The organism is Mesorhizobium tianshanense (assembly GCF_007830515.1).
GTDB classification, from domain to species: Bacteria; Pseudomonadota; Alphaproteobacteria; order Rhizobiales; family Rhizobiaceae; genus Mesorhizobium; species Mesorhizobium tianshanense.
The window spans coordinates 134729-158747 of sequence record NZ_VLKT01000002.1 but is presented as its reverse complement, the minus strand read 5'-3'; the positions used below and the strand labels follow the sequence as shown (position 1 = coordinate 158747).

Here is a 24019-nt window from a genome sequence, read left to right as displayed (position 1 = left end):
TTCGGGCACGGCCCGGCGGGGAGGGTCAGAGATGCCGAGCTTCGACAGCCTGTTCAACGCCTTCGTCACCATTCTCGTGACCATCGACCCGCCTGGCCTGGCGCCTCTCTTCCTCGCTGTGACACGCGGCATGAACCGCGAAGAGCGCAACCAGGTTTCGGTGCGCGCTTCGGTCATCGGCTTCCTGGTGATGGCGCTGTTCGCAATCGCCGGCGCGTCGATCCTGTCGGTGTTCGGCATCACGCTGCCGGCCTTCCGTGTTGCCGGCGGGTTCCTGCTGTTCTTCATTGCCTTCGAAATGGTGTTCGAGCGCCGGCAGGACCGCAAGGAGAAGATCGGCGACGTCGCCATCACCAGGGACATGATCCACAACATCGCCGCCTTCCCGCTGGCGATCCCGCTGATCGCCGGTCCAGGCGCGATTTCAGCGACCGTCCTGCTGTCCGGCTCATTTCCAGGTTTTGGCGCCCAGGCGGCCCTTGTCGGCATCATCGCGATCTGCCTGGTCATCACCTACATGGTGTTCATTCTGTCAGAGCGCATCGACCGCATCCTCGGCCATACCGGCCGCTCGATCCTGACGCGGCTGCTCGGCGTCATCCTGGCGGCACTCGCCGTGCAGTTCGTTGCTGACGGCATCAAGGCGCTGATGGCGGGGTAGGAACGTGCCCTACTTCGTCGTGGTGTCGATGACTTCGAAGTCGTGGGTGATCTCGGCGGTCTTGGCCATCATCGCCGAAGCCGAGCAGTATTTTTCGATCGAAAGATCGATCGCCCGCCTCACCTTGTCGGGCGAGAGCGCCCGACCCTTTACGATGAAATGCATATGGATGCGCGTGAACACCCTGGGATCGGTTTCCGCCCGGTCGGCGTCGAGCTCGACCACGCAGTCCTCGACCGCCTCGCGCCCCTTTTCGAGGATGTGGACCACATCGTAAGCCGAGCAGCCGCCCGTGCCGAGCAGCACCAGTTCCATCGGACTCGGCCCCGGCGTCTTGCCGTCCGGTCCGAACGCGGTCCCCAGCACCACCTTGTGACCGCTGCCGGACTCGCCGACAAAGGTGCGCTCCTCGACCCATTTGATCCGTGCTTTCACCTGATACGCCCTTCCACGTGTCGCTTAAATGCACTGCGTCCCGAAAACCCAGGACAGATTTTCGGGACGCTATGAATGGTCTCAAACAGCTGGCGTTGTCAGCCCACGCAGAGCGTCCGCTCTGAGAAATCAGAACGGGATTTCGTCGTCCAGTTCGCGGGAGGCGCCACCACCGCCCTTATTACCGCCACCGCCGCGATTGAAACTCTCGCCCGGGCCTGACTGGCCGAAATCGGAACCGCGACTGCTGCCGCCACCGGCGTAGCTGCCGACCTGACCACCCTCGCCTTGCCCGCGCGCGTCGAGCATCTGCAGCTCGCCACGGAATTTCTGCAGCACGATTTCGGTCGTGTAGCGGTCATTGCCGGTCTGGTCCTGCCATTTGCGCGTCTGCAACTGGCCCTCGACATAAACCTTCATTCCCTTCTTCAGGTACTGCTCGGCTACCTTGGCGAGCTGGTCGTTGAAGATGACGACATTGTGCCACTCGGTCTTTTCCTTGCGCTCGCCGGAATTCTTGTCGCGCCAGCTTTCCGACGTGGCGACGCGGATGTTGACGACCGGATCACCCGAATTCAAACGACGGATTTCCGGGTCCGCACCGAGATTGCCCACCAGAATGACCTTGTTGACGCTACCCGCCATCATACTTCTCCGCGCTTATCCGAAACCAATTTTTGTCGCTGGCACCTTACAGGCTGCGGACAATCCCCGCCTGCCGTGGCTGCCTTTTCCCACAAGGTTTTTGTTCCTTTTTTGTTCTAGGCTCATCGACTTGCCATTGTCAAGGAATGTCAGCAATCGATGGGGTTCGCCGTGCCATTCCATATGGGCGCGAAAAGATCGCTTGCCAAACCAATAAGTGTATACTTATGCTTCTATCATGATCGAAGCAGAGATTTTTCGAGCGCTTTCCGACCCGACGCGCCGCGCCGTCTACGAGCGGCTCGCCGCCGGCGAAATGACTGTGTCGGAACTGCGTAGCGGCATGACCGTGTCGCAACCGGCCGTGTCGCAGCATCTAGCGGTGCTGCGCGGCGCCGGCCTGGTGGTCGAGCGGCGAGCCGGCCGCAACGCCTATTATCGCGCCAATCCGCAAGGGCTTGACCCGCTGCTCGGCTGGATCGAGCGCTACCGTGCGTTCTGGCCCGAGCGTATCGAAAGGCTAAGGGCGGTTTTGAAGGATATGGACCAATGACGGCAGATTCGATCGAGTTCGAGTGCGAGCTTCCAGACCCGCCGGAAAAAGTGTGGCGGGCGCTGACGGTGCCGGACCTGCTCGCGGCCTGGATGATGCCAAACGACATCAAGCCCGAGATCGGCAGCCGCTTTGCCTTTGCCGGACCGGATGCGCCGATCGAGTGCGAGATCCTCGACGCCGAGCCCGAACGCCTGCTGCGCTACTCCTGGCGGGAGCGGCCGGCCCCGGGCGATGCACATGATCCGCTCGCCGGCCCACTGGACAGTCCTTTGGACAGCCCAATGGACAGCATAGTCACCTTCACGCTCGACCGAACTGTGTCGGGCGGCACGCATCTGCGCATCGTCCACGATGGATTTGCGCGAGTAGCTGCGGTTGCGATGGTAGGCGCCGGTTGCCGGCTTTCGCTCAACGCGCGCAGCCCCAAACAAACCATTGCCGCAAACACGCCTCGCCTCTTCCTGCGCGCGGCCTGAGCGACACAACGGAGAAAAGCGATGAGCGGCTTTGCCAACCTGGTGCCGATGGTGATCGAGCAGTCGAGCCGCGGCGAACGCGCCTTCGACATTTTTTCGCGACTGCTGCGCGAGCGCATCGTCTTCATCAACGGAGAGATCAACGACGGCGTGTCGGCGCTGGTCTGTGCCCAGCTTCTGTCGCTGGAATCCGACAATCCAGACAAGGAGATATCGCTCTACATCAACTCGCCGGGCGGCGTGGTGACCAGCGGCTTCGCCATCTACGACACGATGCAATATGTCAGTTGCCCGGTGTCGACCGTCTGCATGGGCTTTGCCGCGTCAATGGCCTCGTTCCTGCTGATGGCCGGCACGCCGGGCCGGCGCATCGCGCTGCCCAACACCAGCATCGTGCTGCACCAGCCGCTGGGCGGCTTTCAGGGCCAGGCTTCCGATATCCAGCGTCACGCCGAAGGCATTCTGCGCACCAAGAAGCGCATGACCGAACTCTATGCGCATCACTGCGGCCGCACGTTCGAAGAGGTCGAGCGCACGCTCGACCGTGACTTCTTCATGACCGCCGAGGAAGCAAAGACATGGGGGCTGGTCGACCATGTTTTTAACACCCGCAAACAGGCGGCGTGAAAGGGGAGCCGACCGCCACGGATGTCGATGGCCACTTCGGCAATTTTATCGCCACCGGTCTGGCTTCGGCCAGTGTGCGGCGATATGGTCCGGCGATGCTCGAAGAAATCTCCCGCAACCGCCTGAACCAGCTGATCATCGGTGTTGCCGTCGCGGCCATGGTCTCCGGCACTGCGTTCGCCGAAGACAATTCAACGCCTCCGCGGAAAGGCGCGCTGCCCGGCGTGGCTAGCGATTATCGCATCGCCAAGCCGGCTCCCGAACCCGACGATGCCGTGCCGAGCAGCGGCAACGGTCAGTTCAAGATCGGCGATACTGATGTCAGGATTTCCGGCAGCATAACGCTGGATGTCAGCGCCGGCGCGATCAAGGCGCCCCGGCGGTAGGCCATCGACTATCGCTGCTATATCAAGGTACCCGTGCGCTTGCGGCCATCTGAAACGAACAGCCCCGCCGCTGCTTCCGCAAAACGGTCGGGGCTTTCTTGGATCTAAAATCCAACTCGCCGGGAGTGCACTGCCGGCTTTTGATTTCGGATGCTTCGCGGCGTTCAGCCGACGATCCGACTAGTAGTCTCTGATTTTATAGGGATCGACAGGTCACGGTTTGTCGGGCGACGCGAACGCCTAGCCCTGGCACTTATGCCTGCCGCGGCTCCAGCGACACGTGGAGCCTCAAGGGACTGTCCGGTGGAGTCATTCCTCTGCTCTCCTCTTCTGTCCATTGCGACTGGTGTCGTCCGAAGCGCATATCGCAAAAGCCTGCGGCGTCTCGCAGGCCACCTTAGGGCGGCGAGGCCATCGAAAGACGGCCGGCTCCGGTGACGCTTGGAGTCTGCCCCCCTGAGGCTGAGACGTCAACAGTTGGATAGCCGATTACAAAAAATGTGATCACTTGACGCCTGGCGAGGCTGGGGTTGGTACACAGCTTTTGTCAGGAGCGTGTTCGGTCTTTGTTCTTTCCGCTTGCTCGCCCACGCGAAAGACGGTTAAAGGCTTTGATCGAGAGTTGTGGCGTCTCTCGAAACGGTGGCGAAATTACCTACATAGGGGATGGCCGGGACAACCCGCCATCCCACGAGATTCCAGACCTGAGGCGGCGACCGGCGATGGCCGACCATAAATATCTTTCCATTCGCGGGGCACGCGAACACAATCTGAAGAATGTCGATCTCGACCTGCCGCGTGACAGCCTGATCGTCATGACCGGCCTGTCGGGCTCCGGCAAGTCGTCGCTCGCCTTCGACACCATCTATGCCGAGGGCCAGCGCCGCTATGTCGAGAGCCTGTCGGCCTATGCCAGGCAATTCCTCGAAATGATGCAGAAGCCTGATGTTGACCAGATCGACGGCCTGTCGCCGGCCATTTCCATCGAGCAGAAGACCACTTCGAAGAACCCGCGCTCGACGGTCGGCACCGTCACCGAAATCTATGACTATATGCGGCTGCTGTTCGCGCGCGTCGGCATCCCCTATTCGCCGGCCACCGGCCTGCCGATCGAGAGCCAGACGGTGTCGCAGATGGTCGACCGCGTGCTCGCGGTCGAGGAAGGCACGCGCCTGTTCATCCTGGCACCGATGGTGCGCGGCCGCAAAGGCGAATACCGCAAGGAACTGCTGGAGCTGCAGAAAAAGGGTTTTCAGCGCGTCAAGGTCGACGGCGTTTTCTACGAGATCGCCGACGTGCCGGCGTTGGACAAGAAGTACAAGCATGATCTCGACGTCGTCGTCGACCGCATCGTGGTGCGCGGAGATCTGGCGACGCGGCTTGCGGATTCCATCGAAACCGCGCTGAAGCTGGCCGACGGGCTGGCGGTCGCCGAATTCGCCGACCGGCCGCTCGACGCCAGCCAGACCGGCGAGGATTCGGTCAACAAGTCGAAGAACGAGACGCATGAGCGCATCCTGTTTTCGGAAAAGTTCGCCTGCCCGGTGTCCGGCTTCACCATTCCCGAGATCGAGCCGCGGCTGTTCTCCTTCAACAACCCGTTCGGCGCCTGCCCGACCTGCGACGGCTTGGGCAGCCAGCGCGCCATCGACGCCAGCCTGATCGTGCCCGACGACAATCTGTCGCTGCGCGCCGGCGCCGTCAGCCCGTGGGCGAAATCGACTTCGCCCTATTACGCGCAGACGCTGGAGGCGCTGGGCAAGACCTATGGCTTCAAGCTCGGCGACAAGTTCCGGGATCTGACCGAAGAGGCACAACAAGCCATCCTGCATGGCACCGGCGAGCGCGAGATCACCTTCCAGTATGATGACGGCCTGCGCTCATACAAGACGACCAAGACTTTCGAGGGCGTCATCCCCAATCTCGAACGGCGCTGGAAAGAGACCGAATCCGCCTGGATGCGCGAGGAGATCGAGCGCTTCATGTCGGCCACGCCTTGCCCAGCTTGCCACGGCTACCGGCTGAAGCCGGAGGCGCTTGCGGTGAAGATCGCGGGAAAACACATCGGCGAGGTCACCGAACAGTCGATCCGCAAGGCCGACCAATGGTTCACCGACCTGCCCGCTTCGCTCAATGAAAAACAGAACGAGATCGCGGTGCGCGTGCTCAAGGAGATCCGCGAGCGGCTTCGCTTCCTCAACGATGTCGGGCTCGACTATCTGACGCTGTCGCGCAATTCCGGCACGCTGTCGGGCGGCGAGAGCCAGCGCATACGGCTGGCCTCGCAGATCGGCTCCGGGCTTACCGGCGTGCTCTATGTGCTGGACGAGCCGTCGATCGGCCTGCACCAGCGCGACAATGCGCGCCTGCTCGACACGCTGAAGCATTTGCGCGACATCGGCAACACCGTCATCGTCGTCGAGCATGACGAGGACGCCATCCTGCATGCCGACTATGTCGTCGATATCGGCCCTGCCGCCGGCATCCATGGCGGCCACGTCATCGCACAGGGAACGCCGCAGCAGATCATGGCCAGCCCCGCCTCGATCACCGGCAAGTACCTGTCCGGAGAGCTGGAAGTGGCGACGCCGGCGGTGCGGCGCGAGGCCAGAAAGAACCGGCGCCTGAAGATCGTCGGCGCGCGCGGCAACAATCTGAAGAACGTCACCGCCGAAATCCCGCTCGGCACCTTCACCGCCGTCACCGGCGTGTCGGGCGGCGGCAAGTCGACCTTCCTGATCGAAACTTTGTTCAAGGCTGCGTCGCGCCGCATCATGGGCTCGCGCGAGCACCCGGCCGACCATGACCGCATCGAAGGGCTGGAGTTCCTCGACAAGGTCATCGACATCGACCAGTCGCCTATTGGACGGACGCCGCGCTCCAACCCAGCCACCTATACCGGCGCCTTCACGCCGATCCGCGACTGGTTCGCCGGCCTGCCGGAGGCCAAGGCGCGCGGCTACCAGCCCGGCCGCTTCTCGTTCAACGTCAAGGGTGGCCGCTGCGAAGCCTGCCAGGGCGACGGCGTCATCAAGATCGAGATGCACTTCCTGCCGGACGTCTACGTCACCTGCGACGTCTGTCATGGCAAGCGCTACAACCGCGAGACGCTCGACGTCGTGTTCAAGGGCAAGTCGATCGCCGACGTGCTCGACATGACGGTCGAGGAAGGCGTCGATTTCTTTGCCGCCGTGCCCGGCGTACGCGACAAGCTTGAGACGCTCAAGCAGGTCGGCCTCGGCTACATCCATATCGGCCAGCAGGCGACGACGCTGTCGGGCGGCGAGGCGCAGCGCATCAAGCTGGCCAAGGAACTGTCGCGCAAGGCGACCGGCAAGACGCTCTACATCCTCGACGAGCCTACCACTGGCCTGCATTTCCACGACGTCGCCAAGCTGCTCGAAGTGCTGCACGAACTGGTCGACCAGGGCAACACGGTGGTCGTCATCGAGCACAATCTCGAGGTCATCAAGACCGCCGACTGGGTGCTCGACCTCGGGCCCGAGGGCGGCGACGGCGGCGGCGAGCTGGTGGCGTCCGGCACGCCGGAGGACATCGTGCGCGAGAAGCGCAGCTACACCGGCCAGTTCCTGAGGGAACTCTTGGAGCGGCGGCCCGGAGGCAAGCGCGAAGCGGCGGAGTGAACAGGCAGACCGGTTGGCGTTTGGAAGGACCTTCAATGAAGATCAGAAGAGCGTTTGCCGGTGACCTTGACGCTGTCGTCGCGCTGACCGAAGCCGCCTATGCGCACTACACTGCGTTGCTGGGCGCGCCGCCGATCCCTGTCACCGAGGACTACGCGCCGCGGATCGAACGCGGCGAAGCCTGGCTTTTGGAGCAAGACGAGCAGCCGGCTGGATTGCTGGTTCTCGAACGGCATCCGGACCATAGTATGATCTTCTCCGTCGCCGTCTCCCCTGCCTTTCAAGGCAAGGGCCACGGCATCGCCTTGCTCAATCACGCGGAAGAACAGACACGGCTGTGGAGCTTGTCCGAGGTGCGGCTCTACACCAACGCGAAGATGGAGCGGAACATCGCGCTCTACAAAGCCTACGGTTTTCACGAAACGGGTCGCCGGCCCAACCCATATCGGCCAGGATGGACGGTCGTCGACATGGCGAAAGCCGTCCAGACGACCGCCATCGCCTGATCCTTTTCAGCAAACCGGGAGGACGACATTGACTCAATCGGGAACAATTCGAGCCGGCATGGGCGGCTGGACCTTCGAGCCGTGGGACACGTCCTTCTATCCGGACAAACTGTCGAAGGCCAAGCAACTGCACTACGCCAGCCGGCAGGTGCCGAGCATCGAGGTCAACGGCACCTATTATTCGAGCTTCAAGGAGCCGACCTTCGTCAAATGGGCAAACGAGGCGCCAGACGGTTTTGTCTACTCGCTGAAAGGCAACCGTTTCGTCACCAACCGCCGCGTGCTCGGCGAGGCCGGCGAGTCGATGATGCGTTTCCTGGGCTCGGGCGTCGCCGCACTCGGCGACAAGCTCGGACCGATCCTGTGGCAGTTCGCGCCGACGAAGAAATTCGATCCGGACGATTTCGAGGCCTTCCTCAAGCTTTTGCCTGAGAAGCAGGACGGCGTTGCGCTGCGCCATGCGGTCGAGGTGCGCAACGACAGCTTCATCGCGCCGGAATTCGCGGCGCTGGCGAGCAAGTACAAGGTGGCGGTCGTCTATGCCGATCACGCCAAATATCCTGGGATTGCCGATGTCACCGGCGATTTCATCTATGCCCGGCTGCAGACCGGCAGCGACGACAATCCCGACTGCTACACGCCGAAGGCGCTCGATGAATGGGCGGCGCGCGCAAAAACCTGGGCGGAAGGCAAGGTGCCGGCCGACCTGCCGCGCGCCGATCCTTCAACCGATGCGCCGGTCAAACCGCGCGATGTGTTTGTCTACTTCATCACCGAGGGCAAGGTCCGCGCCCCGTTCGGCGCGATGGCGCTGATGAAGCGGGTCACAGGTTGACGACCTCGAATTGTGGCATCTTCACAGCCGTCGTAACCTTATCGATACCTCCTTGCTGCATGAATCCAGCCAGGCAAAGTCGCAGGATCGGTGCGGGCAAGGACGAGGGGCATGTCGCTCGACTACAACTCACTTCTGCTGGCTGTCGGTTTTTCCGCCGCCTGCCTGAGTCTGACGTTGTTCGGCATCTGGTTGACCGCACGAACTGAAAAGTTCCTGTTGACATGGTCGATCAGCGCGTTGTTGATCGTCGGCGACGTCGTCATCTACGAAGACTACATCAAGACACCCGGACGCATCCTCGGCATCGCGACATTCACCCTGCTCCTGGTTGGGTTCTCGACCATGCTGGGCGCCGCCTACCAGTTCAGAAGCGGCCGGTCGCCAATCCCGCTGACGGTTCTCGGCAGCTGCATCTCGCTTGCCATAACGCTGCCGCCGATGGCGCTCGGTTATGACGGGCTCGGCTTCATGTTCGAAAACCTCCTTGCCGCCCTGCTTCTGCTTGCGGCCGCCTATCAGTACTGGATAGGACGCACCGAAGCCCCTGTCCCGATCATCGGGCTCGCCGTGCTCTACTCGGCCACCGCGATATCCTTCGTGCTGTGTGCCTTTGCTCTCGCATGGGATGGAAAGCTCGTTCTTGGACATGCGCCCAGCAACTGGGCCGAGGATCTGAGCCTCGTCGTCGTCATCGCCAGCATGACCGGTATCGGCGCCCTTTCGCTGGCGCTCAACCAGGGCCGTCTGGCCCGACATCACCGTCTGGATGCGCTGACCGATCCGCTGACCGGCCTTCTCAACCGCCGCGCGCTATTCGATCTCAATGGCGGCGCCCCGATCGGGGCTTTCACGGCGGTGGTCGTGTTCGACCTCGACGGTTTCAAGGCCATCAACGACGAATTCGGCCACGCCACGGGCGATCAGGTGCTGAAGGTGTTCGCCGAGGAACTCGCCGAGACTCTTCGCCCGACCGATGTCGCCGCGCGCATGGGCGGAGAGGAATTCGCGTTGGTCCTGAGGCGGACCCTGCCCGAAATGGTGGAGCTCACCGCCGAACGTATACGCACCGCCTTCGCCGCGCGCGTCATCGAGACCGAAACCCGTCACCTGACATGTACGGTCAGCGCCGGATACGCTTTCGGCAGCAAGGATGGCATGAGCTTCGACAAGGTGCTCAGCGCCGCCGACAAGGCGCTCTACGCCGCCAAGCGCGGCGGTCGCAACCGCGTCGCGGCCTCGACATTCCGACGCGCAAGCTAGCCGCTTGGCGGCACAGCACGTCCGCTCATTCCGTCAGCCCTCATGCCACCATCAAGACCTCGTTGTATGCATCGAGATCGACGTAGAAGACCTTGGTGATCTCCGCGATCAGCTCGTCGTGGTCGTATCCCTGGGATTTCAGAATGTTGATGGCGGTCATGATGTCGACACGCTCCGTGAGCCGTCGTTTCTGGTAGTCCTCGACATAACGTTCCATCGGCTGTCCCTGGCCAGTGCCCAAATGCTGAACAACGATCAGATCGCGGGAAGGAGGCTGCTTGCACGGAACATGCCGGCTGAGCCCTCGCCTCACCTTGATCTGTCAACGAGACTGATACGGAAAGCGGCCGACTCAACAAGGCCAAGTAAAGCCTAGCATGCAATCTTCAGCGCGCCAGAGCTGCACGTTGGGGGCGTTAAGAAAGATTGAGCAGACCTTCGTGACTTCGTCATCCTTGGGCGTAGCGAACGCGAAGCGGAGCGAAGACCCAAGGATCCATGACGCGACATCGGGGCACTACTGCGGTGCAGAATCCAGGATGAGGTGCGCCGGAGAACGGCTTCTATTCTTGACCGCTGCACTCTTCGACTGACGGCACGGCATGTTCCCCGGGGTCTGCGCTGCGTCGCTTCGCTCTTTGCTTTACCCAGGATGACGAGGGGATGGACCCTACACCGTCAGGAACTTCCGGACGTCCGCCCGGTCAAGATCCTCGGCCGGACCAGTGTGGACGATCCGGCCGCGGTCCATGATGTTGACCTCGTCTGCCAGTTCACGGCAGAAATCGAGATATTGTTCGACCAGAAGCACGGCGATACCTGCCTGGTCGCGCAGATAGCGGATGGCACGGCCAATATCCTTGATGATCGATGGCTGGATGCCTTCGGTCGGCTCGTCGAGCACCAGGAGTTTCGGCCGCATCACCAGCGCCCTGCCGATAGCAAGCTGCTGCTGCTGGCCGCCGGAAAGGTCGCCGCCGCGGCGCGCAAGCATCTGCTTCAGCACCGGAAACAATTCGAAGACGTGGCCGGGAATGTGGCGGTCGGCGCGCTTCAACGGCGCAAAGCCTGATTCGAGGTTTTCCCGCACGGTGAGCAGCGGAAAGATCTCCCTGCCCTGCGGCACGAATGCGATGCCCGACCGGGCGCGGTCATACGCCGCGCTCCGGTCGAGCGCCTTCCCCTCGAAGGCAACGCTTCCGCTCGTCAGCCGGTGGTGGCCGACGATCGATCTCATCAAACTGGTTTTGCCGACGCCGTTGCGGCCGAGCACGCAGGTGATCTTGCCCGCGCCGGCCTTCAGCGAGACGCCGCGCAGCGCCTGGGCGGCGCCATAGTGGAGCGTGGCGTTGGAGACTTCGAGCATGGTCAGCGCCTTCTCCAACGCCTGAGGAATGAAAGGTCGAAACGATGGAACGGAACGCGCCAGACCATGCTCATCTCCCCAGATAGACTTCGACGACGCGCTCGTCGGCCGAAAGGAAATCGAGCGAGCCTTCGGATAGGACCGAGCCTTCATGCAGGCAGGTGACCTTGACGCCGAGTTCGCGCACGAAATGCATGTCGTGCTCGACGACGATGACCGAATGGTCGCGCGCAATATCCTTGAGCAGTCGCGCGGTTTCCTCGGTTTCGGCGTCGGTCATGCCGGCGACCGGTTCGTCGACCAGAAGCAGCTTCGGGTCCTGCGCCAGCAGCATGCCGATCTCGAGCCATTGCTTCTGTCCGTGACTGAGATTGGCGGCGAGTTCGTCGCGCTTGTCGCCGAGCCGGATGATGCCGAGGATGTGGTCGATCTGCCGCGCCTCGGTGGCCGAGCGGCGATGGAACAGCGCCGGGAAGATCGAGCGTGGGCCTTTCAGCGCCAGCATCAGATTCTCCTCGATCGTATGGCTTTCGAAGACCGTCGGCTTCTGGAATTTCCTGCCGATGCCCATCATGGCGATGTCGGCCTCGTCATGTTTCGTCAGGTCGACCTGGCCGTCGAAGAAAACCTCGCCCTCGTCGGGCCGCGTCTTGCCGGTGACGATGTCCATCATCGTGGTCTTGCCGGCGCCGTTGGGGCCGATGATCGCGCGCATCTCGCCCTTGTCGAGCACCAGCGACAGATTGTTGATGGCGCGAAAACCGTCGAAGGAAACCGAGACGCCGTCGAGATAGAGGATGGTGTTCGACTTCGACATCGCTCACTCCGCCGGCTGCGGTTCGGGGCCGGACGCGGACCAGTCGCCGGGCGTTCTCGCCGCGCTGCGAACGATCTTCGCCGGCGGCACGTCAGGATCGGTGCCGGCCTCCTCGGCGATCGAGGCCGCCCGCAGCGCCCTGGCATTGCCACGCCATGAGTCCCACATGCCGACAATGCCCTTGGGCAGAAAGAGCGTGACGGCGACAAACAGTCCGCCCAGCGCAAACAGCCAGAACGCCGGCAGTACCCCGGTGAACCAGGATTTGCCGGCATTGACCAGAAGCGCGCCGATGATCGGCCCGACGATGGTTCCGCGCCCGCCGACGGCCGCCCACACCACGACCTCGATCGAATTGGACGGCTCGAACTCGCCTGGATTGATGATGCCGACCTGCGGCACGTAGAGCGCGCCGGCAATGCCGGCCATGACAGCCGATACGGTGAAGGCAAACAGTTTGACGTTCTCGGCCCGCCAGCCGAGAAAGCGCGTGCGGCTCTCGGCGTCGCGCACCGCCATCAGCAGCTTGCCGTATTTGGAACCGACGATTGCCCAGGTGACGAAGACGGCGAGCGCAAGCGTGACGGCGCTGGCCGCGAATAATGCCGAACGCGTCGCGTCGGCCTGCACGTTGAAGCCCAGAATATCCTTGAAATCGGTCAGGCCGTTGTTGCCGCCGAAACCCATGTCGTTGCGGAAAAAGGCAAGCAGCAGCGCGTAGGTCATCGCCTGGGTGATGATCGACAGATAGACGCCGGTGACGCGGCTGCGGAAGGCGAACCAGCCGAAGACGAAGGCGAGCAGGCCAGGCACCGCAAGCACCATGATCGCGGCAAACCAGAAATGGTCGAAGCCGTACCAGAACCATGGCAATTCCCTATAGTTCAGGAACACCATGAAGTCCGGCAGCAGCGGATTGCCGTAGACGCCGCGCGAACCGATCTGGCGCATCAGATACATGCCCATCGCATAACCGCCGAGCGCGAAGAAGGCGCCGTGGCCGAGCGAAAGGATGCCGCAATAGCCCCAGACGAGATCGAGCGCCAAGGCCAGCAGCGCGTAGCACAGATACTTGCCGGTGAGCGCGACGACATAGGACGGCACGTAAAACGCGCTTGTCGACGAGACCGCAAGATTGAGCAGCGGCACGATGATGGCGACCGCCAAAAGGATGAAGATCGTGATGGCGACGCGGCGGTCGGCGCCGGCGGCGAAGAAGCGTCCCGTGATCATGCTTCCACCGCCCTGCCCTTCAGCGCGAACAGGCCGCGCGGGCGTTTCTGGATGAACAGGATGATGAGGACTAGCACGACGATCTTGCCGAGGACCGCCCCGGCATAGGGTTCGAGGAACTTGTTGACGATGCCGAGCGAGAAGGCGCCGACCAGCGTCCCCCAGAGATTGCCGACGCCACCGAAGACGACGACCATGAAGCTGTCGATGATGTAGCCGCGGCCGAGATTGGGCGAGACATTGTCGACCTGGCTGAGCGCGACACCGGCTATGCCGGCAATGCCGGACCCCAATGCAAAGGTCAGCGCGTCAACCCACGGTGTCCTGATGCCCATCGAGGCGGCCATGCGGCGGTTGGCGGTGACGGCGCGCATCTGCAGGCCCCAGGGCGTGCGCTTCATCACATAAAGCAGCACCGCGAACACGCAGAGCGAGAAGACCAGGATCCAGAGCCGGTTCCAGGTCACGGCAAGCTGGCCGATATCGAACGAACCGGACATCCACGACGGGTTGCCGACCTCTTGGTTTGTCGGCCCGAAGATGGTGCGCACCGCCTGCTGCAGGATCAGCGAGACGCCCCATGTCGCCAGCAGCGTCTCCAGCGGCCGGCCGTAAAGGAAACGGATGACCCCACGCTCGATGACAAGGCCGACGAACGCCGCAACGAGGAAGGCGAGCGGCAGCGCGATGACCAGCGACCAGTCGAACAGGCCGGGAAAGGAACTGCGGATCACCTCCTGCACGACAAAGGTGGTGTAGGCGCCGAGCATGACCATTTCGCCATGCGCCATGTTGATGACGCCCATGACGCCGAAGGTGATGGCGAGGCCGATCGCCGCGAGCAGCAGCACCGACCCGAGCGAGATGCCGTACCAGATGTTCTGGCCTGCATCCCATAGCGCCAGCGTCGAATTGATCTTGGCCATCGCCGCCGTCGCCCCGTCCTTGACCGTGCCTTCGGAATTGGCCTCGACGGAGGTCAGAAGGGACAGCGCGTCGCGGTCGCCGCGCGCGCCGATCAGGGCGATCGCCGCCAGTTTGTCGGCCTCCGGCCTGTCGGAAACGAGAACCGACGCGGCGCGGGCCTGTTCGAGCAGCGCCTTGACGCTTGCCACGGTCTCGTTGGCGATTGCGGCGTCGAGCGGCTCGATGTTTGTGGCGTCGGGCGTCTTGAACATGGTGGCGGCGGCAGCAATGCGCGCAGCCGGATCTTTCGCGCCGAGCGTCAGCGTGCCCAGCGCATCGCGGATGGCGCGGCGCAGCGTGTTGTTGACCTTGACCTTGGCGATGTCGCCCTTGGCCGCGGCGCCGGACTTTTCACCGCTCAGCGGGTCGAGCAGCTCAATGCCACCGCCGCCGTCCTGGCCGACAAAAACCAGGGAATCGGTCTTGCGGACATAAAGACGACCTTCCGCAAGCGCGGCAAGCGGGCGTTCGACGGCACGGTCGCCGGTGGCCGCGAGCTCATGCACGACGGCTTCGATCGCAGAAAAGTTGGAGGCGGTGGCAAATTTGGCGATGATGGCGCGCAGATCGGCTTCGGCGGCGTTCGACGGCAACAGCATCCCCAGGAGGAGCAGCAGCGTCAGGCCAATCGCGCGGATGAAGATCATCGGTTTCTGGCGACTCTTGAAGGGTTGAAATTCGCGTCCGGGCAAACTGGAGGAGAGGAGGCGTTCGCCCGGACGCTTCGCGGTCTGGGTCGTGAAGAAATCCACGACCGGTCAGACCCGGGAGGATCAGTTGGTTCCCTTGCCGCCGCACTTGCCGGTGGCGACATTGAAGTTGCCGCAGGACAGGGGCGCACGCCAATCGGAGATCAGGTCCTTCGAATCAGCCAGATAGTCGGACCACTCGTCGCCCATCACCAGGCCAGGCGTCTGCGAGACGGTCTCGAACTGGCCGTCGGCCTGGATCTCGCCGATCAGCACCGGCTTGGTGATGTGGTGGTTCGGCATCATGGTCGAATAACCGCCGGTCAGGTTCGGCACCGAGACGCCAATCACGGCGTCGATGACCTTGTCAGGATCGGTGGTGCCGGCCTTCTCGACCGCCTTCACCCACATGTTGAAGCCGACATAATGGGCTTCCATCGGGTCGTTTGTGGTGCGCTTGTCGCTCTTGATGAACTTGTGCCAGTCGGCGATGAACTTCTCGTTCTCGGGCGTATCGACGCTCTGGAAATAGTTCCAGGCGGCAAGGTGGCCGACCAGCGGGGCGGTGTCGAGGCCGGCAAGCTCTTCCTCGCCGACCGAGAAGGCCATGACCGGAATGTCCTCGGCCTTGATGCCCTGGTTGCCGAGCTCCTTGTAGAACGGCACGTTGGCGTCGCCATTGACCGTCGAGACGACGGCGGTCTTCTTGCCGGCCGAGCCGAATTTCTTGATCGCCGAGACTTCGGTCTGCCAGTCGGAGAAGCCGAACGGCGTGTAGTTGACCATGATGTCTTCGGCGGCGACTCCCTTGGCCTTCAGATAGGCCTCGAGAATCTTGTTGGTGGTGCGCGGGTAGACGTAGTCGGTGCCTTCAAGCACCCAGCGTTTCACCGAACCGCCGTCCTCGCTCATCAGATAGTCGACGGCGGGAATAGCCTGCTGGTTCGGCGCCGCCCCGGTGTAGAACACGTTGCGCTCGCTCTCCTCGCCCTCATACTGGACGGGGTAGAACAGGATGTTGTCGAGTTCGCTGAACACCGGCAGCACCGACTTGCGCGACACCGAGGTCCAGCAACCGAACACCGCCGCGACCTTGTCCTTGGAGATCAGTTCGCGCGCCTTTTCGGCGAACAGTGGCCAGTTGGACGCCGGGTCGACGACGACCGCTTCGAGTTTCTTGCCGAGCAGGCCGCCCTTTGCATTCTGCTCGTCGATGAGCATCAGCATGGCGTCCTTCAGCGTCGTCTCCGAAATCGCCATGGTCCCCGACAGCGAGTGGAGAATGCCCACCTTGATCGTGTCGTCGGCCGCCCTGGCCGGGACGGACACCGACAGACCGGCCGCGACCACGCCTGCCGAAACCATCTTTGTTATTGTCGAGAAATTACCCCTCATATTGCACACTCCCAAGCTGGTTGATCGCATCGCAAAAGACCATGCAACGGCTGTGCCAACCGCGGGAGCAAGGTTAAGCGCACTGAGTTTTCCTAGCCCTATCAGCCGGTTAATATATTAGCCGCCAAATATGGTCGGCACCCTTCAAGGTCTGATTGAGAAAAAATTACGCATCCTTGCCTAGATTCTGCCCAGATCTCGTTCTGTGCCTAAATTTTGAGCCTTGGCGCATGCCGAAGGCGGCAACGACAAATGTTGCAGTGCCGCGGGGAAATGGGGCAAGCTCGCCCCTCAAGCGAGCGACGTCATGTCTTTCAGGATTCCTTTTATTTTCAGCATATTGCTTTCGGTCGCGGTCGCTGGAGGCGCGCGTGCCGACTTCGCCGACGGCAAATTGCCGGACGGTGCCTATCACTGCGAGGTCTATCTGCTTGGCATGTTCCTCAGTCTTGGCGACATCACCATCAAGGGAGATGTCTATAGCGGCCCGGTGACCTTCGGAACCGCCCAGCAGGGGTACAACTATCAGATGGATGCGAATGGCGAGATCACCTGGTTAGGCCCGTTGGGCGGCTATACGACCGGCGGCAACTCGATCTCGCTCACGCAAGCCACCCTGGACGGTCAAACCAGCCCCTCCTTCGACATCATCATGAAGCAGCCTGACGGCGCCTTTACCGCCTCGACCTGCACGAAGCGTTGAGATGGCGAAAAAAGCCGGCGCGGAACCTTGTTGGGTTCCGCGCCGGCAGGCAGTCGGGAGGCTATGGCTAAAGGCTCTTCGCCGACATCTGTTCGGCGATATAGTCGGCCTGACGGATCGCCAGCGACACGATCGTCAATGTCGGATTTTCGGCGCCCCCAGTGGTGAACTGGCTGCCGTCCGACACGAACAGGTTCTTGATGTCGTGCGTCTGGCCATGCTTGTTGACGACGCCATCGGCCGCCTTTTCGCTCATCCGGTTGGTGCCGAGATTGTGGGTCGATGGATAGGGCGGCGTCGGGAAGGTCCGCGTCGCGCCCACCGCTGCGTAAAGCGCCGAACCCTGCTTGTAGGCGTGGTCACGCATCGCCGTGTCGTTGGCATGGTCGTCGAAATGCACGTCCGCCACCGGCATACCGTGCTCGTCCTTCATATCGGCATGCAGCGTGACGCGGTTATCCTCGCGCGGCATGTCTTCGCCGACGATCCACATGCCGGCCATATGGTCGTAGTGATCGAGCGCCGTGGTGAAGGAACGTCCCCAACCACCGGGATTGAGGAAGGCGGCCATGAACGGCAGGCCGAGCGAGAGTGTCTCGAGTTCGTAGCCGCCGACGAAGCCGCGCGAAGGATCGTTGCGTGCTTCGTCGCGGATGATCCCCGCCATGGTGGTGCCGCGATACATATGCACCGGCTTGTCGAAGACGCCGTAGACCGAGCCCGTGGTGTGGCGCATGTAGTTCTTGCCCACCTGCCCCGACGAATTGGCGAGACCGTCGGGAAATTGGTTCGATACCGAGTTGAGCAGCAGCCGCGGGCTCTCGATCGAGTTTCCGGCGACGGCGACGATGCGAGCCTTCTGTTCCTGCAGCTTGCCGTCCTTGTCGGCATAGACGACGCCGGTCACGTTGCCTGACGCATCGTGGTTGATCTTGATCGCCATGGCGTTTGGCCTGACCTCGAGATGGCCGGTCGCCTCGCCCTTGGGGATTTCGGTATACAGCGTCGACCATTTGGCGCCCCATTTGCAGCCCTGGAAGCAGAAGCCGGTCTGCTGGCAGGCATTGCGGTCGTCGCGCGGCTCGGAATTGATCGCCATCCGGCCGGTGTGGCACTCCTTGTAACCGAGCTTGTCGGCGCCGGCCTTCATCACCTTGAAGTTGTTGTTGCCGGGAAGGCCTGGGATGTTGTTGGTGAGCGTCACGCCCAGCTTGTCTTCGGCCTTTGCGTAGTAGGGCTCCAGATCGGCAAGCGTGATCGGCCAATCGAGCAGGTTTGCGCCTTCCAGTTTTCCGTAGGTCGAAAGCGTTTTGAATTCGTGCTCCTGGAACCGCAGCGAAGCGCCCGCCCAGTGCGTGGTCGAGCCGCCGACAGCCTTGACGATCCACGCCGGCAGGTTGGGGAAATCCTTCGCCACCCGCCAGTCGCCCGAGGTCGTGCGCTTGTCCGTCCAGGCGAGCTGGGCAAATGAATCCCACTCGTCGTTGATGAAATCCTCGTATTCGTGACGCCCGCCCGCCTCCAGGATGACGACATCGATACCCTTCTGGGCAAGTTCGTTGCCGAGCGTGCCGCCGCCGGCGCCCGAGCCGATGATGACGACCACGCCATCGTTCTTGAGATCAAATGGTGCTGCCATGGTTTCCTCCCATGATGTCTGTTGTACGCGGTTGGTACGACGGGGCTCAGAGCCACTCGATGTCGTCGAACCCGCGCGCCATGTAGCCGCCCTTGGAGTAGGACTCGCCCTCGTAGCCGAAGATCGGCCAGACCTCTTTCTGGTTGTAGAGGCCAACGACAAGCCCGCCGCGGACTGCCTGGAAGAACGGCGTGTTCTCGATCTCTCTCAGCACGGCAACGCGCTGCTCCTCCCAGCCGAGACCGGTGTAGCCGTCCTTGCCCGACTTCAAGTCGAGATCGGCGATGCCGTTTTCGATGAGGTCCTTGTGGGCAGGATCCTTGCCGGCCTGCTCGTCATGCGCCTTGACGGCGATTGCGTAATATTTGTCAGGCACTTGGTCGTGCGGGTAGATGTCGCGCGCCATCTGGATCAGGGTCGCCATCGTTTCGGGCTTGAGCGCGGATGTTTCGAGACCCCAGGCATGTTCCGGGCTGATGACGGCACTGCCCGAAATGACCAGCAACGCGCCGACACCGCCGCGCTTCAGAAGCTCGCGCCGCGATAGCCCGGGCTTTCTCTCCCCGGCCTTTCTCTCATAGATGGTGACCATTTGTTCCTCCCTAGTTTGCTATATGCACCCGAAGGTGCCGTGGCTGGCGCTGCGCTGGCTGGCGCGGCCGTAATCTCCCCTATTTGAACCGGCCCTGGCGCTGCAGAACCTCGATCTTGTAGCCGTCGGGATCCTCGATGAAGAAGAAGCGCGCGAGCAGTGCTCCGTCGCGGTTGAACTCGACGATCTTCTTCGGGTTCAGGCCAAGCGCGCCAAGCCGGTCGTGTTCGCTGTCCAGATCGGCGACCGAAACCGCGAGGTGGCCGTAGCCGTCGCCGAGCGCATAAGGCTCCTGCCGGCCCTTGTTGACGGTGAGCTCGACTTCGAACTCCGCGTCGGCATTGCTCAAATAGACGAGTGTAAAGGTTTCGAAATCGAGCCGTTCGGCAACGTCCAGCGCAAAGGCTCTCCGGTAGAAGTCAACGGACCGGACCTCGTCCAGGACCCGGATCATGGTGTGGATCGCCTTTGCCAAATGACACTCCGTTGCAGCAGCGCTTATGCGCGTCGGCGTGATTATGCGCGGGTCGCGACAAAAGGTGGTGGCAGCCGATTACCACGCGCAAATCTAACAATGGGATAGGAGACCGCCTAAGGACGAAAGTCCGATTGCTGTTTTCCGCTTTCCAGCCGAAGATAATTGGACACGATAGGCATTGCTCAAAGGCGCGAATCGCTGCTGTTTTGCGCCCAAAATCAACAAAGAACGGCCAAGACCAATAAGAACGGCCAGGACTAATAGAACGGGAGGTAACGATGTGCAGGGTTTTTGCCGGGCAGGATCCGGAGGGCTATCGACAGATCAACCGATCGATCCGCATCGACGGGCACTCGACCAGCATCCAGCTCGAGGCGACGTTCTGGGCCTTGCTCGACGAGATCGCCGACAGCCAGGGTTTGACGACGCCGAAATTCATCTCGAAGCTCTATGACGAGGCTATCGAGATCAATGGCCAGATTCCGAACTTCGCGTCGATGTTGCGCACGACCTGTGCCCTCTATCTGCGCGGCCATCGGCCGGGCATCGAAGAACACGCGGCCCAGAAGCGGCAAGCCGCTTAACTTTCGCTCGCGACATCGAGCGCGAGCCGGGTCATGTCGGTGAAAAGCGCCTGGCGTTCGGAATAGTCGGTCTGCTCGCCGGTCACCACATTGTCGACGACGGTCAGGATCGACAGCGCGCGGGCGCCGAAATGCGCCGCGATGCGATAGAGCGCGCTGGTCTCCATATCGACGGCGAGTGCGCCGTGGGCCTGCGCATCGGCAAAGCGGGCACGTCCCTCAGGATGATAGAATATATCGCTGCAGGCCGTCAGCCCGACCTGATGTTCGACGCCTAACTCGGCAGCCTTGGCCAACGCTCGGGCAAACAGCGCCGGATCCGGGCCGGCGTCAGCGCTATAGAGCCCGAAGACCTGGCCGCTCTCTGCACTTTCACCCCGCACCGACTGCGAGATCACGAGGCTGCGCAGTTTGGCCGCCGCGGTTAGGCCACCACAGGTGCCCGTGCGGATCAGTGTCCTGACGCCATGGAAGTCCAACAACTCATGCGCGTAGATCAGGAATGACGAGACGCCGATGCCGGTGGACTGGATGCTGATAGGCTCACCGCGAAACAGGCCGGTAAAACCGAGGGCCTCCCTGCGACGGTTGACGCAGCGCGGCGCCTCCAGAAAGGTCTCCGCCATCCATTCGGCACGCTGCGGATCGCCCGGCAACAGCACGGTTGCGGCATAATCCCCCTTGCCTGCCTCGTTGTGCGGCGTCACGGCATGCTCCCCAAAACCCGCCGCCTGTTTCCCCCACAATCATGCCAGTCTCACGTCATTACGCAAGCGCGAGAATTAGCAAATCCTAAGATTCCAGCACATCCTTGACGATTGTGGCCAGTTGCTTGAGCGAAAACGGCTTCGGCAGGAAACCGAAATGCGCGTCTGCCGGCAGGTTTTTGGCGAACGCATCCTCCGCGTAGCCGGAAACGAAGACGAATTTGATGTCCGGCTGCCGCTTGCGCAATTCGCCAAGCAGCGTCGGCCCGTCCATTTCAGGCATCACCACGTCGGAAACGACGATGTCGACCTTGCCGCCGAGCGCTTCGAAGACTTCGAGCGCCTCGACGCCCGAGGACGCTTCGTGGACAGTGTAACCACGCGATGTCAGCGCCCGCATGCCACCCATGCGCACGGCATCCTCGTCCTCGACGAGCAGCACCGTCGCCGAGCCCGACAAATCCTTGGCCGTGTCAGCGATCTTTGCCGGTGCAGCCGGCGCCTCGCCGGGTTCGGCTGCCAGTCTCGCCTCTGCAATGTATCGCGGCAGGAAGATGCGAAACACGGATCCCTTGCCGACTTCGGAATCGCAGAAGATGAAGCCGCCCGTCTGCTTGATGATGCCATAGACCATGGACAGGCCGAGGCCGGTGCCCTTGCCGACCTCCTTGGTGGTGAAGAAGGGTTCGAAAATCTTCTTGAGCACTTCGGGGGCGATGCCGCTGCCGGTATCCTCGATTTCGACCACCACATAGTCGGCCGGCGCAAGTTCGCGGTAGGAAAGGCTCTTGCTCTCCTCCGCGGTCACATTCCGGGTGCGCACGGTGAGGTCGCCGCCGGTCGGCATCGCATCGCGCGCATTGACCGCCAGATTGACCACCACCTGCTCGAACTGCCCGATGTCGACCTTCACTGGCCACAGGTCGCGACCATGATCGACCTTCAGCTTGATGTCGTTGCCGACTAGGCGGGCCAGCAGCATCCGGAGATCGGCAAGCACGTCGGTCAGGTTGAGCACTTCCGGCCGCAGCGTCTGCTTGCGCGAGAAGGCCAGAAGCTGCCGCACCAGCGAGGCCGCCCGGTTGGCGTTCTGCTTGATGTTCATGATGTCCGGAAAGGACGGGTCGGACGGGCGATGATTGGTCAACAAAAGGTCCGACGCCATGATGATGGCGGTCAGCACATTGTTGAAGTCGTGTGCAATGCCGCCGGCGAGCTGGCCGACCGCCTGCATCTTCTGGCTTTGCGCCATCTGGCCCTCGAGAGCCTTCTGCTCGGTGGTCTCGACGGCGTAGACAATGGCCGATTCTTCGGCGCCTTCGCCGGTGCCGTCTGCGACCGCGTTGACGTAGAAGCGCATGTGCCGTTCCTCGTTGCCGGGAAGCAGCGTATCGATCGGTTCGATGTCGGCCTGCCGTTGTCGCGCCTTCTCGAACGCCACGGCAAAGGCGGGCCGGTCGCGCTCATGGATCACCGTGTCCAACCTCACGCGCCGATCGACCGCGTCTCCGTCAACGACGGAGGAAAACAGCGACAGGAAAGGTGCGTTGGTGCGCAAGATGCGCCCGCTGCTGTCTACGGCCGCTATTGCCATCGGGGTCGAGTTGAAGAAACGGGTGAAGCGGATCTCCGAGGCGCGAAGATCGGCGGAAGCGTCTTCGCCTTGCGTCCGGTTGAGCACGATGGTGCGTGTCGGACCGTTGATGCCCTCGCGGCTGGCCGAAACCCGATGCATGAAACGCACGGGCAGCGCCTCGCCCTTCACTGTCGTCAGATCGAGATCGATGACCGCATTGCGCGTGGTGCCGGGATCGGCCTTGACCGAGCGGACTAGAGCCATGCCGTCGCCGGCGACGATCTCCGGAAGGGTGACGGCGCCAGGCGTGAAGCTCGTCAGGTCGATGCCCAGCCACTCCGCAAGCGTGGCGTTGATGTAGGTGACGCGGCCTTCCTGGTCGGCTGAGAAGAAGCCGGCCGGTGCATGGTCGAGGTGATCGATGGCCTTTTGCAGATCGAGAAAGAACCGCTCCTGCTCGGCCCGCTCTTCCGAGACGTCGGCAAGTTGCCAGGCGAGCAAGGGCAGCCGCTGGCCTGGCACGCTGAAGGCGCGGGCGCGAGCACGATACCAGCGCGCGCCCGGCTCGGCGCCGGGTCGAATGGATTGCGCAAGCCGAAACTCCCCGTCGCCGGGCTGGCCGTCGCGCAGGCCGGAGGCGAGCCGGTATATGGTCACCGAGGCCTCGGGAACATCGGACAGCAACCCTTCGACCGTCTTGAGGTCCGCGGCGGACGCTGCGCCCGTCATGTCGGCATAGGCCCGATTGGCGTAGACGACACGACCCTTCGTGTCGGTGACGAGAAGACCTTGCGACATTGAATCGACGAAGGCTTTCGACAGCTCGTCACTCGTCGAGCGCGGTGTGATCTGCACGAAGCCGATGGCGGTGGCGAACAGGAAGCCGACGCCGATCATCGCCAGCACGCCGAGCATTCCAAGCAGGAATGGATCGCCAAGACGTTCGCGGAAAAGGCCGAAGACGACCGCGGCGCCCGTCAGGACGACGATGAAGACGATGAGCCGGGTGACCGCACCCGGTCGCGTGCTCTGGTCAACGATAGGTACCGGATAGAAATCGCCGCGCGCTTCCTTGGCCATGTGCCCCCTGCTCGTGAATTCCGGTACTTGCCCCTGCCCGGTTGAATCATATTCTCAGGACCTGGAAAAGGCCTTGGCGGCAAATGTCCGCTAAAAACGACGCCGTTCGGCTCGCCGTGTGGTGAATCCGAAATTCGCATCACATTGGTGCAGCGCGGAG

24 protein-coding genes are annotated in these 24019 nt (G+C 62.3%); 11 read left to right on the top strand and 13 right to left on the bottom strand.

Features of this window, described 5'->3' with window-relative positions:
- Positions 1 to 31 precede the first annotated feature (31 nt).
- The gene (locus tag IQ26_RS02190) at positions 32 to 661 is read left to right on the top strand and encodes a MarC family protein (protein WP_145712553.1); all 630 of its coding nucleotides are present in this window, start codon (positions 32 to 34) and stop codon (positions 659 to 661) included.
- Positions 662 to 670: 9 nt separating this feature from the next.
- Here IQ26_RS02190 and IQ26_RS02185 read toward each other — a convergent pair whose 3' ends face one another.
- Complete coding sequence (locus tag IQ26_RS02185) at positions 671 to 1096, bottom strand: OsmC family protein (RefSeq protein WP_145712550.1); 426 nt, start codon at positions 1094 to 1096, stop codon at positions 671 to 673.
- A 129-nt stretch (positions 1097 to 1225) separates the two neighbouring features.
- Positions 1226 to 1741 carry a single-stranded DNA-binding protein gene (gene ssb, locus IQ26_RS02180; RefSeq protein ID WP_145712547.1) on the bottom strand — a complete coding sequence of 172 codons (516 nt, stop codon included), beginning with the start codon at positions 1739 to 1741 and terminating at the stop codon, positions 1226 to 1228.
- A 238-nt stretch (positions 1742 to 1979) separates the two neighbouring features.
- Between ssb and IQ26_RS02175 the strand changes: the two genes are divergently transcribed.
- The 8 genes from IQ26_RS02175 (at position 1980) to IQ26_RS02140 (ending at position 10034) form a co-directional block, all read left to right on the top strand.
- Complete coding sequence (locus tag IQ26_RS02175) at positions 1980 to 2294, top strand: ArsR/SmtB family transcription factor (RefSeq protein WP_145712543.1); 315 nt, start codon at positions 1980 to 1982, stop codon at positions 2292 to 2294.
- A complete protein-coding gene (locus IQ26_RS02170) occupies positions 2291 to 2773 on the top strand; it encodes an SRPBCC family protein (protein WP_145712540.1) in 483 nt (160 codons plus the stop codon). The genes IQ26_RS02175 and IQ26_RS02170 overlap by 4 nt, the downstream gene beginning before the upstream one ends.
- A 21-nt stretch (positions 2774 to 2794) precedes the next feature.
- Positions 2795 to 3400: an ATP-dependent Clp protease proteolytic subunit gene (locus tag IQ26_RS02165; protein WP_145712537.1), complete on the top strand. Its 606-nt coding sequence runs from the start codon at positions 2795 to 2797 to the stop codon at positions 3398 to 3400.
- 158 nt (positions 3401 to 3558) lie between these two features.
- Entirely contained in the window at positions 3559 to 3786 is a 228-nt protein-coding gene (locus tag IQ26_RS02160) for a hypothetical protein (RefSeq protein WP_407660281.1), read from the top strand.
- A 722-nt stretch (positions 3787 to 4508) separates the two neighbouring features.
- Positions 4509 to 7430: an excinuclease ABC subunit UvrA gene (gene uvrA / locus IQ26_RS02155; protein WP_145712534.1), complete on the top strand. Its 2922-nt coding sequence runs from the start codon at positions 4509 to 4511 to the stop codon at positions 7428 to 7430.
- 35 nt (positions 7431 to 7465) lie between these two features.
- On the top strand, positions 7466 to 7936 hold the full coding sequence (locus IQ26_RS02150; RefSeq protein ID WP_145712530.1) for a GNAT family N-acetyltransferase: 471 nt from the start codon (positions 7466 to 7468) through the stop codon (positions 7934 to 7936).
- A gap of 28 nt (positions 7937 to 7964) precedes the next feature.
- On the top strand, positions 7965 to 8771 hold the full coding sequence (locus tag IQ26_RS02145; protein ID WP_145712527.1) for a DUF72 domain-containing protein: 807 nt from the start codon (positions 7965 to 7967) through the stop codon (positions 8769 to 8771).
- 111 nt (positions 8772 to 8882) lie between these two features.
- A complete protein-coding gene (locus IQ26_RS02140; protein ID WP_145712524.1) occupies positions 8883 to 10034 on the top strand; it encodes a GGDEF domain-containing protein in 1152 nt (383 codons plus the stop codon).
- A 40-nt stretch (positions 10035 to 10074) separates the two neighbouring features.
- Here the strand turns inward: IQ26_RS02140 and IQ26_RS39630 are convergent, their stop codons facing one another.
- The 6 genes from IQ26_RS39630 to urtA form a co-directional block, all read right to left on the bottom strand.
- Positions 10075 to 10251 carry a hypothetical protein gene (locus IQ26_RS39630; RefSeq protein ID WP_145712520.1) on the bottom strand — a complete coding sequence of 59 codons (177 nt, stop codon included), beginning with the start codon at positions 10249 to 10251 and terminating at the stop codon, positions 10075 to 10077.
- 453 nt (positions 10252 to 10704) lie between these two features.
- Positions 10705 to 11400 (bottom strand): urea ABC transporter ATP-binding subunit UrtE, encoded by a 696-nt coding sequence (gene urtE / locus IQ26_RS02130; protein WP_145712517.1) that lies wholly within the window; start codon positions 11398 to 11400, stop codon positions 10705 to 10707.
- A gap of 70 nt (positions 11401 to 11470) precedes the next feature.
- The gene (gene urtD / locus IQ26_RS02125) at positions 11471 to 12217 is read right to left on the bottom strand and encodes an urea ABC transporter ATP-binding protein UrtD (RefSeq protein ID WP_145712513.1); all 747 of its coding nucleotides are present in this window, start codon (positions 12215 to 12217) and stop codon (positions 11471 to 11473) included.
- A 3-nt stretch (positions 12218 to 12220) separates the two neighbouring features.
- Entirely contained in the window at positions 12221 to 13450 is a 1230-nt protein-coding gene (gene urtC, locus IQ26_RS02120) for an urea ABC transporter permease subunit UrtC (protein ID WP_145712510.1), read from the bottom strand.
- A complete protein-coding gene (gene urtB, locus IQ26_RS02115) occupies positions 13447 to 15063 on the bottom strand; it encodes an urea ABC transporter permease subunit UrtB (protein WP_145712507.1) in 1617 nt (538 codons plus the stop codon). Before urtB ends, urtC begins: the two co-directional genes overlap by 4 nt.
- Positions 15064 to 15189: 126 nt before the next feature.
- A complete protein-coding gene (gene urtA, locus IQ26_RS02110) occupies positions 15190 to 16500 on the bottom strand; it encodes an urea ABC transporter substrate-binding protein (RefSeq protein ID WP_145712504.1) in 1311 nt (436 codons plus the stop codon).
- Positions 16501 to 16807: 307 nt separating this feature from the next.
- Between urtA and IQ26_RS02105 the strand changes: the two genes are divergently transcribed.
- Positions 16808 to 17203 carry a hypothetical protein gene (locus tag IQ26_RS02105; RefSeq protein ID WP_145713000.1) on the top strand — a complete coding sequence of 132 codons (396 nt, stop codon included), beginning with the start codon at positions 16808 to 16810 and terminating at the stop codon, positions 17201 to 17203.
- A gap of 67 nt (positions 17204 to 17270) precedes the next feature.
- On the opposite strand, the gene IQ26_RS02100 is transcribed toward IQ26_RS02105, so the two are convergent.
- From IQ26_RS02100 to IQ26_RS02090, 3 genes are all read right to left on the bottom strand, one after another.
- Positions 17271 to 18842 (bottom strand): GMC family oxidoreductase, encoded by a 1572-nt coding sequence (locus IQ26_RS02100; RefSeq protein ID WP_145712501.1) that lies wholly within the window; start codon positions 18840 to 18842, stop codon positions 17271 to 17273.
- 46 nt (positions 18843 to 18888) lie between these two features.
- Positions 18889 to 19434 carry a gluconate 2-dehydrogenase subunit 3 family protein gene (locus tag IQ26_RS02095; protein WP_145712498.1) on the bottom strand — a complete coding sequence of 182 codons (546 nt, stop codon included), beginning with the start codon at positions 19432 to 19434 and terminating at the stop codon, positions 18889 to 18891.
- Between the two features lie 79 nt (positions 19435 to 19513).
- A complete protein-coding gene (locus IQ26_RS02090; RefSeq protein WP_145712495.1) occupies positions 19514 to 19909 on the bottom strand; it encodes a VOC family protein in 396 nt (131 codons plus the stop codon).
- A gap of 281 nt (positions 19910 to 20190) precedes the next feature.
- Here IQ26_RS02090 and IQ26_RS02085 point away from each other — a divergent pair, with 281 nt between their 5' ends.
- The gene (locus IQ26_RS02085) at positions 20191 to 20496 is read left to right on the top strand and encodes a ribbon-helix-helix domain-containing protein (RefSeq protein WP_145712491.1); all 306 of its coding nucleotides are present in this window, start codon (positions 20191 to 20193) and stop codon (positions 20494 to 20496) included.
- On the opposite strand, the gene IQ26_RS02080 is transcribed toward IQ26_RS02085, so the two are convergent.
- A complete protein-coding gene (locus IQ26_RS02080; protein ID WP_145712489.1) occupies positions 20493 to 21203 on the bottom strand; it encodes a purine-nucleoside phosphorylase in 711 nt (236 codons plus the stop codon). The genes IQ26_RS02085 and IQ26_RS02080 overlap by 4 nt on opposite strands.
- Positions 21204 to 21288: 85 nt before the next feature.
- On the bottom strand, positions 21289 to 23859 hold the full coding sequence (gene cckA / locus IQ26_RS02075) for a cell cycle histidine kinase CckA (RefSeq protein WP_145712486.1): 2571 nt from the start codon (positions 23857 to 23859) through the stop codon (positions 21289 to 21291).
- Positions 23860 to 24019 lie beyond the last annotated feature (160 nt).

What these genes read in the sequence shown, in the direction of transcription:
- IQ26_RS02140 (WP_145712524.1), top strand. Translation starts at nt 8,883, where the DNA reads ATGTCGCTCGACTACAACTCACTTCTGCTGGCTGTCGGTTTTTCCGCC.
- IQ26_RS02100 (WP_145712501.1), bottom strand. Translation starts at nt 18,842, where the DNA reads ATGGCAGCACCATTTGATCTCAAGAACGATGGCGTGGTCGTCATCATC.
- IQ26_RS02190 (WP_145712553.1), top strand. Translation starts at nt 32, where the DNA reads ATGCCGAGCTTCGACAGCCTGTTCAACGCCTTCGTCACCATTCTCGTG.
- IQ26_RS02150 (WP_145712530.1), top strand. Translation starts at nt 7,466, where the DNA reads ATGAAGATCAGAAGAGCGTTTGCCGGTGACCTTGACGCTGTCGTCGCG.
- urtE (WP_145712517.1), bottom strand. Translation starts at nt 11,400, where the DNA reads ATGCTCGAAGTCTCCAACGCCACGCTCCACTATGGCGCCGCCCAGGCG.
- urtC (WP_145712510.1), bottom strand. Translation starts at nt 13,450, where the DNA reads ATGATCACGGGACGCTTCTTCGCCGCCGGCGCCGACCGCCGCGTCGCC.
- IQ26_RS02105 (WP_145713000.1), top strand. Translation starts at nt 16,808, where the DNA reads ATGTCTTTCAGGATTCCTTTTATTTTCAGCATATTGCTTTCGGTCGCG.
- IQ26_RS02160 (WP_407660281.1), top strand. Translation starts at nt 3,559, where the DNA reads ATGGTCTCCGGCACTGCGTTCGCCGAAGACAATTCAACGCCTCCGCGG.
- cckA (WP_145712486.1), bottom strand. Translation starts at nt 23,859, where the DNA reads ATGGCCAAGGAAGCGCGCGGCGATTTCTATCCGGTACCTATCGTTGAC.
- IQ26_RS39630 (WP_145712520.1), bottom strand. Translation starts at nt 10,251, where the DNA reads ATGGAACGTTATGTCGAGGACTACCAGAAACGACGGCTCACGGAGCGT.
- urtD (WP_145712513.1), bottom strand. Translation starts at nt 12,217, where the DNA reads ATGTCGAAGTCGAACACCATCCTCTATCTCGACGGCGTCTCGGTTTCC.
- IQ26_RS02165 (WP_145712537.1), top strand. Translation starts at nt 2,795, where the DNA reads ATGAGCGGCTTTGCCAACCTGGTGCCGATGGTGATCGAGCAGTCGAGC.
- uvrA (WP_145712534.1), top strand. Translation starts at nt 4,509, where the DNA reads ATGGCCGACCATAAATATCTTTCCATTCGCGGGGCACGCGAACACAAT.
- IQ26_RS02170 (WP_145712540.1), top strand. Translation starts at nt 2,291, where the DNA reads ATGACGGCAGATTCGATCGAGTTCGAGTGCGAGCTTCCAGACCCGCCG.
- IQ26_RS02085 (WP_145712491.1), top strand. Translation starts at nt 20,191, where the DNA reads ATGTGCAGGGTTTTTGCCGGGCAGGATCCGGAGGGCTATCGACAGATC.
- ssb (WP_145712547.1), bottom strand. Translation starts at nt 1,741, where the DNA reads ATGGCGGGTAGCGTCAACAAGGTCATTCTGGTGGGCAATCTCGGTGCG.
- IQ26_RS02095 (WP_145712498.1), bottom strand. Translation starts at nt 19,434, where the DNA reads ATGGTCACCATCTATGAGAGAAAGGCCGGGGAGAGAAAGCCCGGGCTA.
- IQ26_RS02175 (WP_145712543.1), top strand. Translation starts at nt 1,980, where the DNA reads ATGATCGAAGCAGAGATTTTTCGAGCGCTTTCCGACCCGACGCGCCGC.
- urtB (WP_145712507.1), bottom strand. Translation starts at nt 15,063, where the DNA reads ATGATCTTCATCCGCGCGATTGGCCTGACGCTGCTGCTCCTCCTGGGG.
- urtA (WP_145712504.1), bottom strand. Translation starts at nt 16,500, where the DNA reads ATGAGGGGTAATTTCTCGACAATAACAAAGATGGTTTCGGCAGGCGTG.